10 protein-coding genes are annotated in these 13,977 nt (G+C 69.2%); 7 read left to right on the top strand and 3 right to left on the bottom strand.

Features of this window, described 5'->3' with window-relative positions; genetic code table 11:
* Window positions 1-51: 51 nt before the first annotated feature.
* On the bottom strand, window positions 52-1,257 hold the full coding sequence (locus ACLQ2Q_RS00545; RefSeq protein ID WP_425816869.1) for an ROK family transcriptional regulator: 1,206 nt from the start codon (window positions 1,255-1,257) through the stop codon (window positions 52-54).
* Between the two features lie 166 nt (window positions 1,258-1,423).
* Between ACLQ2Q_RS00545 and ACLQ2Q_RS00540 the strand changes: the two genes are divergently transcribed.
* The 3 genes from ACLQ2Q_RS00540 to ACLQ2Q_RS00530 all read left to right on the top strand — a co-directional run bounded on the left by ACLQ2Q_RS00540 (window position 1,424) and on the right by ACLQ2Q_RS00530 (window position 4,626).
* Complete coding sequence (locus tag ACLQ2Q_RS00540) at window positions 1,424-1,960, top strand: hypothetical protein (RefSeq protein WP_425816867.1); 537 nt, start codon at window positions 1,424-1,426, stop codon at window positions 1,958-1,960.
* 101 nt (window positions 1,961-2,061) lie between these two features.
* On the top strand, window positions 2,062-3,576 hold the full coding sequence (locus tag ACLQ2Q_RS00535; RefSeq protein ID WP_425816865.1) for a L,D-transpeptidase family protein: 1,515 nt from the start codon (window positions 2,062-2,064) through the stop codon (window positions 3,574-3,576).
* A 42-nt stretch (window positions 3,577-3,618) separates the two neighbouring features.
* Window positions 3,619-4,626: an acetylxylan esterase gene (locus tag ACLQ2Q_RS00530; RefSeq protein WP_425816863.1), complete on the top strand. Its 1,008-nt coding sequence runs from the start codon at window positions 3,619-3,621 to the stop codon at window positions 4,624-4,626.
* 30 nt (window positions 4,627-4,656) lie between these two features.
* Here ACLQ2Q_RS00530 and ACLQ2Q_RS00525 read toward each other — a convergent pair whose 3' ends face one another.
* Window positions 4,657-6,801 carry an alpha-galactosidase gene (locus ACLQ2Q_RS00525; protein ID WP_425816861.1) on the bottom strand — a complete coding sequence of 715 codons (2,145 nt, stop codon included), beginning with the start codon at window positions 6,799-6,801 and terminating at the stop codon, window positions 4,657-4,659.
* Window positions 6,798-7,820 (bottom strand): LacI family DNA-binding transcriptional regulator, encoded by a 1,023-nt coding sequence (locus ACLQ2Q_RS00520; protein ID WP_425816859.1) that lies wholly within the window; start codon window positions 7,818-7,820, stop codon window positions 6,798-6,800. Before ACLQ2Q_RS00520 ends, ACLQ2Q_RS00525 begins: the two co-directional genes overlap by 4 nt.
* A 275-nt stretch (window positions 7,821-8,095) precedes the next feature.
* Between ACLQ2Q_RS00520 and ACLQ2Q_RS00515 the strand changes: the two genes are divergently transcribed.
* Genes ACLQ2Q_RS00515 through ACLQ2Q_RS00500 form a run of 4 tightly spaced genes read left to right on the top strand, consistent with a single transcriptional unit; the run spans window position 8,096 to window position 13,832 of the window.
* Window positions 8,096-9,415: an ABC transporter substrate-binding protein gene (locus ACLQ2Q_RS00515; protein ID WP_425816857.1), complete on the top strand. Its 1,320-nt coding sequence runs from the start codon at window positions 8,096-8,098 to the stop codon at window positions 9,413-9,415.
* A gap of 21 nt (window positions 9,416-9,436) precedes the next feature.
* Window positions 9,437-10,438 (top strand): carbohydrate ABC transporter permease, encoded by a 1,002-nt coding sequence (locus ACLQ2Q_RS00510; protein ID WP_425816855.1) that lies wholly within the window; start codon window positions 9,437-9,439, stop codon window positions 10,436-10,438.
* Complete coding sequence (locus ACLQ2Q_RS00505) at window positions 10,435-11,343, top strand: carbohydrate ABC transporter permease (protein WP_425816853.1); 909 nt, start codon at window positions 10,435-10,437, stop codon at window positions 11,341-11,343. Before ACLQ2Q_RS00510 ends, ACLQ2Q_RS00505 begins: the two co-directional genes overlap by 4 nt.
* Window positions 11,340-13,832 carry a glycosyl hydrolase 2 galactose-binding domain-containing protein gene (locus tag ACLQ2Q_RS00500; protein ID WP_425816851.1) on the top strand — a complete coding sequence of 831 codons (2,493 nt, stop codon included), beginning with the start codon at window positions 11,340-11,342 and terminating at the stop codon, window positions 13,830-13,832. The genes ACLQ2Q_RS00505 and ACLQ2Q_RS00500 overlap by 4 nt, the downstream gene beginning before the upstream one ends.
* The last annotated feature ends 145 nt before the right edge of the window (window positions 13,833-13,977 follow it).

Genomic DNA, 13,977 nt, shown 5'->3' with positions numbered 1-13,977 from the left:
TTCCCGTAGGGCCGGGCGACCCTCCAGGGGGAATGGGGTGTGCGACGTTGCCTATGACACCCCGAGTTGTCCCGACAGGACCATGACGGCCGCGCCGCGCAGGACGATGTCCTGGCCTTGCTCCGTCATCCGCACCCGCACGCTGTCGTGGAACTTCTTGAGCGTCCGGGCGCGGAGTGTCTCGACGGTCGCTGTGGCGAGGGGTCCGTCGAGGAGTTCGGGAGGGCCGGAGAGCACGATCTCCGACAGGTCGAGCACACCCACGACGGGCGCGAGGGCGATTCCGAGGCGCTCGCCCGCGTCTCGCAGGATGCCGTCGGCGTCGGCGGCGGGAGCGGCAGCGAGCCGCGCAGTGAGCGCCGGGACCGACAGCCAGGCCTCCAGGCATCCGACCTTGCCGCAGACGCAGTCGGGCCCGCCGTCGGTGCCGACCGTGACGTGGCCGATTTCACCGGCGGCGTAGTGGCTGCCGAGCATCGGCTGGCCGCTCGAGAGCACCCCGGACCCGACCCCGCGCCCGACCTTGATCAGCACCGTATCGCCGGGTGCGCCGCCGAACGTGTACTCGGCGAGCACGGCGGCGTTCGCGTCGTTCGCGACGATCACGGGCAGGCGCAGCTGGTCGTGCAGCAGCCGCTCCAGCGGCACGTCGGTCCAGCCGAGATTCGGGGCGCGCAGCACCATGCCATTGGGCGCAACGACGCCCGGCGTGCCGACGCCGACGCCGAGGATCGGCGACGTGGTGGCCGCGACCAGCCCGCGCGCCAGTTCGAGAACGGCTGCGATGGCGGCGTCCCCGTCGAGGTCCACCGGGCGGGGCACCTCGCGACGCGCCACGATGTCGCCGTCGAGGGTGAGCACCGCTCCGAGCAGCGCGTCGGGACCGGAGAGGTCCAGGCCGATGATGTGATGGCCGTCGCGGTCCATGTCGACGAGGGTCGCCGGCTTGCCGGGGCCCGACGCCTCCCGCACGCCCTTCTCGATCACGATGCCGTCGGAGATCAGCTCCGCCACGAGATCGGAGATCGTGACCCGCGTGAGGCCGGTCTCGCGGGCGAGATCCGCACGGCTCATCGCCCCGTCGTGGTAGAGCGTCTGCAGCACGAGAGCGCGGTTGTGCCCGCGGGCGTGTTCGGGCAGAACCTTGACGCGCGACCGGAGCGTGCGGCCGGGCCCGAACGTGTGGCCGTTCGAGGGTCCCGTGGGTTGCGCGGACTCGAGGGTGGAAGAGCCGCGCTGCACTTCCGATGCAGTCATGTTTGTTAGTAGACCTTACGAACAAAGGTCGCGCAAGTGCACAGGATGGTTTATTCGGGGTGTTTACAAAACTGTTACATTCGGCTGGCGCGGCGCCGCCGCGGGGGGAAACGGGACGCCGCGGACCGTGCGTCTGCGCGTCGGCGCACCTCGCCCGTACGATGGGATGACCGATCGAGAGGCAGCCATGAACCGCCGCATCACCGCTCTGACCATCGCCGCAGTGGCCGTTCTCGGCCTCACCTCGTGCGCCGCCACGCCCTCGACGGGTGGAGGGGCCGGCGGTTCGAGCGAGCCCAGCGCCTCGGCCTCGCAGGCGCCGGAAGCGTCCGGCGGCTCTGAGTCCGACTCCGATTCCAGCGCCGGCGGGAACTCGTCCGGCATCGCCGACGCGTGTGCTGTCATCGGTCAGGCGATCACCGACGCGACGGCGGGGATGGAAGGCGTGGAGCCGTCCGCCGACCCGCAGGCGGCCATCGACGCCATGAATGCCTCCGCCGAGGCGATCGGCGCGGCGATCGCCGACATCGACAACGAAGAGGTGGCCGCCGCGGCGAAGGGCCTGCAGGAGGGCTTCGCCGGGATCGCCGAGGCCACCGCCGCAGTCATGGGGGGCGACGTCGCGAAAGCCGCGGAGCTGGAGACCCTCAGCACCGAATTCGAGGAGTCCTTCGCCGCCTTCCAGGAGCTCTGCGTCCAGTAGGAGACAGCCGCCCGCATCACGATTGGAACACTCCCGCAACGTCCTCGTGAACTCGTCCCCTACTATGAGGGAGGGGGCAAGGCAAACACGGGGGTTATTTCGTGACCGATCTGGCCACAAAAGCGGACGCTGCGGACAGCGACGAGACGGGCGGCGGCATCCAGCCGGAGAACGACACCGTCGTTCTCGACGACCCCGGCGAGCCCGCCCTCGAGTGGGCTCCGTCCGAGCCGCAGCCGAAGAAGCGCCACCTCGCGCTGTGGATCGGCATCCCCGTGGGGGTTCTGCTGCTCGGCTTCGGCGTCGCCTCCACCATCCTGATCGCCCCCGGCGTGACAATCGCCGGCGTGCCGGTCGGCGGGATGACGCCCGGTGCGGCGGCCGATGCCGTGCAGACCTCCCTCGATGCCACGACGGTGGTGCTGACGACCCCGGACGGCGAGGTCGCCCTCACCGGTGCAGACCTCGGCGCCGTGATCGACGCGAAGGCCCTCGCGAACGAGGCCTACGGCGAGTACCCGTTCTGGAAGGTCGGCGCGTGGAACCCCGAGCCGATCCCCGGCACCGTCGTGCTCGAGCCGGACGAGGCGTCGGCCACGCTGCGATCCGCGGCTCCCGCTCTCTACATTGACCCCGTCGACGCCAACGTCGCGTTCGATCCGGCGACCGGCGCCTACGGCGTCGTTCCCGCGGTTCCCGGCACCGGGGTGGACGTGGATGCGGTAGGCGCGGCGCTCTCGGAGGCGCTCGCCGCCGGTGAGGGCTCGATCACCATCGACGTCCCCTCAGAAGAGGTCGAGGCCACCATCACCACGCCGGAAGCGGAGGCGGGAGCCGGGCAGCTCAACGCCATGCTCGCCGGCTCCGGCTTCTACATCGGCGAAGAGCGCACGGTCCCCGTCGATGGAGCGACGACGGCGTCGTGGATGACGGTGGCGCTCGATGAAGCGGGAGCGCCGGTGATCACTGCCGACCCCGCCGCCATGCAGGCCTTCATCGTCGGGCTGCCGGGAGCGGTCAACCGCAGCCCCGTCAATGCCGCCACCGTAATAAACAGCGGTGGTGCGGTGCTGCGGACGGCGACCGCCGGAGTCGCGGGGCGCGAGCTTCCGACCACCGATGGCCTGGCCGACCAGTTCGCCGCGCAGCTGTCGCAGGGCAATGCGGCATTCCAGCTTCCGGTCGTCGAGACGCCGTTCCAGACGCTGAGCGTCGTCCGTCTGCTCGAGGTCGACCTCAGCGAACAGCGCCTCTACCTGAAGGAGAACGGCGCGGTCGTGGACTCGTGGGCGATCTCCAGCGGCAAATCCTCGACGCCGACGTACACCGGTCGCTACACGATCAACACCCACCTGCGCAGCCAGACCATGCGGGGCCCGGAGAAGGACGCGCAGGGCAACATCTTGAAGGACGCGGCCGGAAACACCGTGTACTACGAGACGAAGGACGTGCCGTGGATCACCTACTTCAACGGAGACCAGGCGTTCCACGGCGTCTACTGGCACTCGAACTGGGGCAACCGCATGAGCCACGGCTGCGTCGGCATGCCGATCCCTCGCGCACAGCAGGTGTACGAGTGGTCGTCCAACGGAACGGACGTCTGGATCCACGACTGAGTCGCGAGGGCGCCCGGCCGCGACGCCCGATATCGTGAATCGGTGCCCCGTTTCGATCTGACCCTGCCCGAACTCGAGACCTACCGCCCGGACGTCCTCGAGCCCGAAGACTTCGACGCGTTCTGGACGCACACCCTGGATTCCGCCCGGGCGGCGGGCGGCCAGGTCACGGCGACACCGGTGCAGACTCCGCTGCGGGCGGTCGACGTGTTCGATGTCACGTTCCCGGGCTTCGCCGGCGATCCGGTCAGCGGATGGCTGCTGCTCCCCTCGGGCGCGGAGGGACCACTCCCCGCCGTGATCGAGTACAACGGGTACGGCGGCGGGCGCGGCCTGCCGCACGAGCGACTGGGGTGGGCCGCATCCGGTTATGCGTACTTCTTCATGGACACCCGCGGCCAGGGCTCCGGCTGGGGCAGCGGAGGCTCGACCCCCGACCCGCACGGCTCGGGGCCGGCGAGCCCCGGCTTCATGACCCGCGGCATCGACGACCCCGCCGACTACTACTACCGCCGGGTGTTCACCGACGCGGTGCGCGCGATCGATGCCGTCCGGGGCATGGAACGAGTGGATGCCGCGCGCGTCGCGGTCTGCGGCGGAAGCCAGGGCGGGGGCATCGCCCTCGCGGCCGCCGGTCTGACCGAGGGCCTCGTCGCCGTGATGCCCGACGTGCCGTTCCTCTGCCACTTCGAGCGGGCCGTCGGGATGACCGACGCCGATCCGTACGGCGAGGTCGTCCGCTACCTCTCCGTGCACCGCGGGGCCGAAGAACGCGTGTTCCGAACGCTCTCGTACTTCGACGGCGTCAACATGGCCAAGCGCGCCACGGCTCCCGCCCTGTTCTCGACCGCGCTGCTCGACCAGGTCTGCCCGCCGTCGACCGTGTTCGCCGCGCGCAACCACTATGCGTCTTTTCACAACGGTGGCTCGCTCCAGAACGGCGCCGCACGCCTGGAGGCCGGGATCTCGGTCTACGCGCACAACCAGCACGAGGGCGGAGCGGCCTACCAGTGGGTCGCCCAGGCGGAGTTCCTGTCCCGCTTCGTCTGACCGCACGCCCGCCGGGCGGTCGGCGCGGAGCTACACGGCGGTGGCGTGCAGCACGAACGCCTGCATCGGCCAGAGCGCCGGCAGCTGCAGGCCGACACGGGCGAGCGCCGACCCGGGCAGGGTGATCTCGCCGGCCGAGAACCACTCCGGCACGATCCACGAGCCGCGGGCCTCGCCGATCTCGCGGCGCACGCGCACGCGGTAGCGGCGCTCGGCATCCAGTCCGCCCAGGCGCAGCCGTTCGACCCGTGCATCCTCGTGCGCGGCGACGGTCGCGACGATGTACACGGCGGCCGCGCTGTCGTCCGCGACGTAGCCGGTGACACGCCACGCGGCATCGCGGATGTCGGGATGCACCACCCTCGCGGAGTGCAGGAGCGGTCGCAGCTCCTTGTACAGCCCGGCGAAGGACGTGATGGTCGCGAGTTCCGCATCATCGCACCCGGAGATGTCCCATTCGAACCCTGCGGAACCCATCAGGCTCGTCGCCATGCGGTACGACAGATCGGTCGTGCGGCCGGAGCTGTGCGACTCGGTCGGCCCGACGTGGGCGCCGACGAGCTCCGGGGGCAGCAGCAGGCCCGTCCACCGCTGGATGTCCTGCCGTTCGACCGGGTCGTTCGAGTCGCTCGCCCACACACGGTCGCAGATCGCCATCACACCGAGGTCGGTGCGGGCGCCGCCGCTGGAGCACGACTCGATCTCCAGGCCCGGATGCCGCGACTTGAGCTCGGCCATGAGCGTGTACACGGCGAGCATCTGGGCGTGCAGCCCCGGACGCCTGTCATGCACGCTCTCGACGAGGTCGCGGTTGTGATCCCACTTGATGAAGTCGATGCCGAGCTCGGCGACGAGAGCGTCGATCTGGCCGAGCACGTGGGCGTAGGCGCCCGCGTCTGCGAGATCGAGCACGTACTGACTGCGCCAAGACAGTGCCGGGTCCCCCGCCTCGACGTGCGCGCGGTTGTGCAGCAGCCACTCCGGATGCGCGCGGGCCAGGTCGGAGTCGAGGCTGACCATTTCGGGCTCGAACCACAGCCCGAACTCCATGCCCAATCCGTGCACACGCTCGGCGAGCGGTGCGAGGCCGTCGGGCCAGACCGATCGGTCGATGACCCAGTCGCCGAGGCTGGTCGTGTCATCGCGCCGACCGAGGAACCATCCGTCATCCAGCACGAACCGCTCGATGCCCGCCGAAGCGGCGAGCTCGGCCAGCGCGATCAGCTCGGCGGGGCGGTGGTCGAAGTAGACCGCTTCCCACGTGTTGAGCGTCAGCGGCCGCGCGGTCCTCGGATGAACGTCGCGGGCCCGGAGCCATCGGTGCACGCGTCCCGAGAGTCCGTCGAGGCCCTCTTCGGAGAACACGAAGGCGGCACGAGGCGCGGCATACTCATCGCCCGGCTCGAGCACGAGCTCTCCGGGCCGCAGCAGTTCGCCGGCGCCGAGCACCGTGACGGCGTCGCTCACCCGATCGATGCGATAGGTCGAATCGGACGACCACGCCAGGTGCACGCCCCAGACGCGGCCGTCGCCCCACCGCGGCTCCCCCTCCGAGGCGATGAACATCATGGGGTGATCGTGCCCCCCGCGACCGCGGCGGGTCTGGCGCGCGGTCGAACCCGGCGGCATCCCGATCGTCACCGGACGCTTCTCGCGGCTCCATCGCCCGTCGAAGGTGGTCAGGTTCGATGTCGTCGACGGAACGGGCAGCGTCGACTCCAGCCACTCCACCTCGACCGCGGGTGCGCCCGGCCCGCCGTCGTGCCGCAGCGCGGCATCTGTCCACACCACTCCCCCCGCCTCGATCGCGATGCGGATCTCCAGTACCAGAGCGGATGCCTCGTCCCGAGCCGTCAGGACGAAGGCGGCGTTCTCGGCGTGCGATGCCGACTCCACCCACCTCGGATGGTGCAGCACGCCGTCCCGGCGCAGCTGCATGCCCGGTCGTCCCGTCCACCCTTCGGACTCCTGCGGCGACAGCGAGAGGTGCCAGGCGGCATCCAGGGTTCCCGGCGCCGTCTGGCGGCTCACCCCGCGACCGAGCGCCTCGAGGTCGGCGTCCGAGAGTGCACCGAGGTCTTCCCCCCAGTGCAGCACCCGCGGCAGGCCCCCGTCCGGGGTATCGATCACGATGCCGACGCCGTGGGCGCGCAGCTGCACGAAGGGCCGTGTCATGCCGTCTCCTTTCGGGGCTCCCGCTCGCCGGTGCCCCGCTCGATGATCCAGGTGGGGAGTTCGATCTGTCGCGTGAAGCCGGTGGCATCGCCCATCCGCTCGAGCGCCAGGGCGGCCGCCCGGCGGCCGAGGTCCACGGGATCGTAGCTGATGACGCTGACGCCGATCACGTCGGCGGTGTCAAAGTCGTCGAAGCCGATCAGGGCGGTGCGCCCCTCGTCGGCCGCGTCCCGCAGGGCCCGCAGAGCCCCCACCGTGACGCGGTTGTTGCCGGTGATCACCGCCGTCGGCGGATCGGCTGAGCGGAGCAGGTCGCCGACGAGCTGATCGGGCGGCATGGACGGGTCGTCGACGAGGCGCTCCCAGCGCGTGGTGTCCGGGATGCCGGATGCCGCCATGGCGTCGCGGAACCCGCGAAGGCGCTCGGCCTGGGTGTACACCGACGCGGGGTTGCAGACGTAGCCGATGCGACGGTGCCCGCGGGCCAGCAGCCGCTTCGTCGCCTCGAACGTGCCGCGGCGATTCTCGAGGACGATGGAGTCGGCCACGAGGTTGCGGGCCGGGCGGTCGATCGCGATGACGGGCGTGCCCAGGTGGCGCTCCCCCTCCAGATAGGACTGGTCCTCGGCGACCGGAATCAGCAGGAGGGCGGCGATGCGCTGGGACAGCAGGGCGTCGGCGACCCGCTCCTCTCCCTCGGCCGAGTCGTCCGTCGTGGCGACGACCAGCGAGAAGCCGTGGGCCGCCAGCTCGCGCTCGATGCCGGAGGCGACCTTGTAGTAGAACGGGTTGCCCAGCTCGCCGATGATGAAGCCGATGGTGTTGGTGCCGCCGCCCCGCCGAAGGCCGCGGGCGAGGGTGTTCGGCCGGAACCTCAGCCGCTTGGCCGCGGCCAGCACCCGCTCGACGGTTTCCGGCGCCACCAGGTCGCGCGTGGTGAAGACGCGCGAGACGGTCTTCGAACTCACGCCCGCCAGCCTCGCCACGTCTTCGAGCGTCGCCCTCTGCTGAACCGTCATCGGCTCCCCTCCTGCTGGATCAGGCTAGCACCCGGAGGCGCGAATGGCGACGTAGGACATTTTGAGGACATGCGCAGGCGATGTGGCGAGACTTGGGAAAAATAAATCCCTGTTCGAGCGGCTTTTCTCCGTACGCTGATTTCATCGGACACCGCAAGACAGCGTTGCCATTTTGCGGTTGCGGACCGACGCGAACACCCATAGTGTTCCCCCCAATACCACGCGGCGGCGGCCGCAACCCGTGTTCAAGGGTGAACCTGACAGGAGAAGCACACATGGCGAGAAAGTCATCAGCCACCGTCGCACTGCTCGGGGTGAGCGCTCTCGCGCTCGCCAGCTGCGCGGGCGGGGGCGCAGGCGGCGGAGACGCGGATAACACGATCGACGGCGACGTGGCGGGCGACATCAAGGTCGTCACCTGGCGCACGGACCTCGTCGAGGACGGGACGTTCGACAAGTATGCGGCGGCGTTCAACGAGGAGTATCCGGGTGTGAACGTCACGTTCGAGGGCATCACCGACTATGCCGGCGAGATGCAGACGCGCATGAGCACGACGAACTACGGCGACGTCATCGGCATCCCCGCGATCCAGCCGGCCCAGTACGAGCAGTTCCTCGAGCCCCTGGGCGACACGGCGGACTTCGAGGACACCTATCGCTTCCTTCCGGCTGCGAGCTTCGACGACACCCAGTACGGGATCGCCTTCGGCGGGAACTCCAACGGCGTGGTCTACAACAAGCGCATCTTCGAGGAGGCCGGCGTGACCGACGTTCCGACGACCGAGGCCGAGTGGCTCGATGCCCTGCAGCTGATCAAGGACAACACCGACGCCATCCCGCTCTACACGAACTACAAGGACGGCTGGCCGCTCACCCAGAGCTTCGGCAACCTCGGCGCCATCACGAACGACCCCGACGCGCCGGTCACGATGGCCGAGGACACCGCCCCGTGGACCGAGGGCAATGACGTCTATGCGATCGACTCGCTGCTCTACGAGTCCGTTGCGGCGGGGCTCACCGAGGAGGACCCGCTCACCACCAACTGGGAGCAGTCCAAGGTCGACCTCGGCACCGGCAAGATCGCGGCGATGACCCTGGGTTCGTGGGCCATCTCGCAGATGCAGGCCGCCGCGGAGGACAACGGCGCGTCGGCCGATGACATCGGCTTCATGGCCTTCCCTGCGAATGTCGACGGCACGCAGTACGCCGTGATCGGCGGCGACTACAACCTCGCGGTCAGCAAGCACTCCAAAGCGAAGGCCGCGGCGTGGGCGTGGATTCAGTGGGTGGTGGAGGACTCGGGCTACACCGAGGCGCAGGGCATGATCTCGCCCGTCATCGCGAAGGACCTGCCCGAGAACCTGCAGGGCTTCGCCGACGCCGGTGTCGAGCTGATGGAGATCAACCCCGCGCCGGAAGGCAAGGAGGGCCTCATCAACGAGATAGCCGACGACTCGCAGATCGACCTGTACGGCCCCCTGTACCGGCAAAAGCTCGTCGACATCGCCCGCGGCGCCGCCGACGGCGACAAGGACAGCTACTTCGCCGAGCTCAACGAGCGGTGGGCCGCGTCCGCCGAGTCGCTGGCCGGCTGACTCGCCGAGGACAGAGGCATCATGGCCATCGCATCACCGGGCTCCGCTGTAGCGGGTGGCCCTGCCGTCCTCTCGGCACCCGTCCGCTCCCGTCGGTTCCGCGGCGCGCGCCGCGGGGCCGACGGGGGCTGGTCCCGAGGCTCGTCGGGGAGGAAGTCTTTCGTTCAGCACCTGACCCCGTGGCTGTTCGTCGGCGGCGCGGTCGGGCTGCTGCTCCTGTTCACCTACTGGCCCGCCCTCAACATGCTCTGGTACAGCGTCACGGACTGGGACGGCATCGACCTCACCAAGAACTTCGTCGGACTCGACAACTACGTCGAGGTCTTCACGAACCCGCGCATCTTCAGCGTCTTCGGCGTCAGCCTGTACTACTTCGTGGCGTCCTTCGTGCAGATGGCGATCGCCCTTTATTTCGCCACGCTGCTGAGCTTCAACACGCGGTTCTCGAGCTTCTTCCGCGGCATCCTGTTCTTCCCGTACCTGATCAACGGCGTCGCGATCGGGTTCGTGTTCCTCTACCTCTTCCAGCCGGGCGGCACGCTCGACAGCGTGCTCTCGTTCCTGAGCCTCTCGGAGTTCCAGCAGCAGTGGCTCGGTGACCCGAACGTCGTGAACTGGTCGCTCGCGGGCACGTCGGTGTGGCGTTACACCGGCCTCAACTTCGTGCTGTTCCTCGGTGCGATCCAGTCGATTCCCCACGAGCTGTACGAGGCCGCGGAGCTCGATGGGGCTTCGAAGTGGCAGCAGTTCTGGGCCCTCATCTTCCCCGGCATCCGCCGCATCATCGGACTCTCGTTCATCCTGGCGATCGCCGGGAGCCTCAGCGTCTTCGAGATCCCGTTCATCATGACCGGTGGGGCCAACGGCTCGGCCACCTTCGTCATCCAGACCCTGCAGACAGCCTTCAGCTTCCGGCAGGTGGGGCTCGCGTCCGCCATGGCCGTCGTGCTGCTGGCGATCGTGCTGGTCGTCACCTGGATCCAGCGAAAGGTCTTCCCCGACGAGAAAGTGGACCTGACATGACCACCTCCGACACCGCGGTCGCCATCTCGGCCGTCCCCTCGACGAGCGCCCCCCGCACCTACCGGGGCCGAAGCCCTCTCGAGCGCTTCCGCGGGATGAGCGCGACCACCGCGAAGTACGTCAGCCTGGTCATCGGCGCGATCTTCACGCTCCTTCCGCTTTCCGTCGTGTTGATCGCCAGCCTGAAGACCTCACAGGAGTACGCCCAGACGGGACCGTTCGAGGCGCCGGGCAACTGGTTCAACTTCGACAACTTCGTCACCGCCTTCACCAGCGGCAAGATGCTCGAGGGGTTCGTGAACACTGCGATCGTGCTGACCGTCTCGATCGTCGGCACGATCTTCCTCGGCACGATGGCCGCCTATGCCCTCGACCGGTTCGCGTTCCGCGGCAAGAAGCTCGTCTTCGGACTGTTCCTGATCGCCACGCTGATCCCCGGCGTGACGAGCCAGGTCGCGACGTTCCAGCTCATCAACGGGCTCGGACTCTACGACACGAAGGCCGCGCTCATCCTGCTGTTCATGGGCACCGACATCATCGCCATCTACCTCTTCATCCAGTTCATGCAGTCGATTCCGGTGTCACTCGATGAGGCGGCGATGATCGACGGCGCCAACCGCTGGACCATCTACTGGCGTATCATCCTGCCGCTGCTGAAGCCGGCCATCGCGACCGTCGTCATCATCAAGGGCATCGCGGTGTACAACGAGTTCTACACGCCTTTCCTCTACCTGCCGTCGGAGGGGCTGATCTCGACGTCGCTGTTCCGCTTCAAGGGCCCGTTCGGGGCGCAGTGGGAAGTCATCGCCGCGGGCACCATCGTCGTCATCATCCCCACGATCGTGATCTTCCTGCTGCTGCAGAAGTGGATCTACAAGGGCCTCACCTCAGGAGCCGTCAAGTGACCGACCGCACGTCCACCATCGCTCAGACCGCGCTCACGCGCCGCGAACTCCACTCCGGGTGGCAGGTCACGGCCGCGGCAGGGCCCGCGCCGGCACCGATAGCCGCCGCGTCGGTGCCGGCGTCGGTACCCGGGAGCATCCACACCGACCTGCTCGCCGAGGGGCTGATCCCGGATCCGTACCTCGACGACAACGAGTCGGCGCTCGCCTGGATCGGGCTGGTCGATTGGACGTATCGCACGAGCTTCGAGTGGGCCGACGACGGCAGCGACCGCCACGACCTGGTCTTCGACGGGCTCGACACGGTCGCCCGCATCATCCTGAACGGTACGGTGATCGGCGAGACGGCCAACCAGCACCGCAGCTACCGCTTCGACGTGCGGCCGCACCTCGTGGAGGGCCGGAACGAGCTCGTCGTCGCGTTCGCGTCGCCCGTCAAGTACGCGAACGCGCAGAGCGTGGCACTGGGGGCACGCCAGCGCCCCTACCCGCTCCCCTACGACGCCATCCGCAAGTCGGCCTGCAGCTTCGGCTGGGACTGGGGCATCGCGACCTACACGAGCGGCATCTGGCGCCCGGTGCGCCTCGAGTCCTGGTCGACGGCTCGCCTCGCGGAGGCTCGGGTACGCCCGCTCGTCGACGAAGGCGGGCCCCGGCTCGAGGTCGACATCGTGCTGGAGCGCGCGGTCGGCGCTGCGGACGTCGACGTTGTCGTCAGCGTCGCCGGGCTGGATGCCGCGGCATCCGTTCCGGGCGACGCCACGCACACGACCCTTCGGCTCGCCGTGCCGGATGCCGAGCTCTGGTGGCCCGTCGGCTACGGCGACCAGCCGCTGTACGACGTCGCCATCTCTCTGCGGTCGGACGCCAGGGAGTTCGATGCGCGCACGCGCCGCGTGGGCTTCCGCTCGGTGCGGTGGGACACGACCCCGGATGACGCGGGCACGCCGTTCACACTCGTCGTGAACGACCAGCCGGTCTTCGTGAAGGGCGCGAACTGGATCCCCGACGATGCGCTTGTGGTGCGGGTGGACCGCGACCGCTGCGAGCGGCGCCTGCGCCAGGCCCTGGATGCGAACCTGAACCTCATCCGGGTATGGGGCGGCGGCATCTACGAGAGCGACGACTTCTACGAGCTCTGCGACGAACTGGGCCTGCTCGCCTGGCAGGACTTCCTCTTCGCCTGCGCCGCGTATGCCGAGGAGGAGCCGCTGCGCTCCGAGGTCGAAGCGGAGGCCCGCGACAACATCGTGCGCCTCGCGGACCACCCCTCGCTGGTGCTGCTCACGGGCAACAACGAGAACCTGTGGGGCTACGAGGACTGGGGCTGGAAGCTGCGGCTCGACGGCAAGACCTGGGGCGCGTACTACTACTACGAGCTGTTCCCGCGGCTCATCGACGAGCTGGCGGCGCACGTGCCCTACGCGCCCGGCAGTCCGTTCAGTCCGGGCGGTACGGGAGGCGCGTCCGAGCGGCATCCGAATGACGAGTCGCACGGCTCGATGCACCTGTGGGAGCAGTGGAACCGTCGCGACTGGCCGACCTATCGCGAGCACACTCCCCGGTTCGTCGCGGAGTTCGGCTGGCAGGGACCGCCGACCTGGACCACGCTCACCCGCGCCATCAGCGACGACCCGCTGACCCCCGAATCGCCCGGCATGATCGTGCACCAGAAGGCCGACGAGGGCAACGTCAAGCTGACGAACGGGCTCGTTCCGCACTACCGCGTGCCCGAAGACATGGAGACGTGGCACTGGGCCATGCAGCTCAACCAGGCCGTGGCCGTGCGCACCGCGCTCGAGCACTTCCGCTCGTGGGCTCCGCACACCATGGGCGCGATCGTGTGGCAGCTCAATGACTGCTGGCCGGTCACCTCCTGGGCCGCGATCGACGGAGACGAGCGCCCGAAGCCGCTCTTCTACGCCCTGAAGTCGGCGTTCGCTCCCCGTGTCGTCACCGTGCAGCCGCGCGGCGACGCCCTGGCTGCGGTCGTCGGCAACGACACCGCCGAACCATGGAGCGGACGCGTCACCCTGCGCCGCCACCGCTTCGACGGCGCGGTCGTGGCCGAGTTCTCCGCCCCGGTGGACGTACCGGCGCGCGGCACGGCCACGGTGGAGATCGACCCGGATGTCGCCCTCCCCGACGCTCCGGCGGAAGAGCTGCTCGTCGCCGAACTCGATGGCGTCCGCGGACTCTGGTTCTTCGCCGAACCGCGCGACTCGGCGCTCGAGGCACCGCAGCTGCGGGTGGTGGCGACGCCGACCTCCGGCGGCACCGAGGTGGAGATCACCGCCGCGAACCTGGTGCGCGAGATCGCGCTGCTGGTCGACAAGATCGATCCGGATGCCGTGGCCGACGACGCCCTCGTCACTCTGCTGCCCGGCGAGACCGTCACTCTCGTCGTGCGGCACGCGGGTGCGCTCGATGTCGATGCCCTGACCCAGGCCCGGGTGCTGCGCAGCGCCAACCAGCTGGTCGCCCCATGACTGGCGCGGTGCCGCGGGGAACGACGCGCCCCGAATGGGGCTCCGCCCCAAACCCCCGGCTTGCTGGCGCGCGCCCCGGATGGGGCTCCGCCCCAAACCCCCGGCTTGCTGGCGCGCGCCCAGAATGGGGCTCCGCCCCAAACCC

This window comes from Microbacterium sp. DT81.1 (genome assembly GCF_049844955.1).
Classification (GTDB): Bacteria; Actinomycetota; Actinomycetes; order Actinomycetales; family Microbacteriaceae; genus Microbacterium.
Note: the sequence above shows the minus strand (reverse complement) of the source record. Positions and strands in the feature narration are given on the sequence as shown.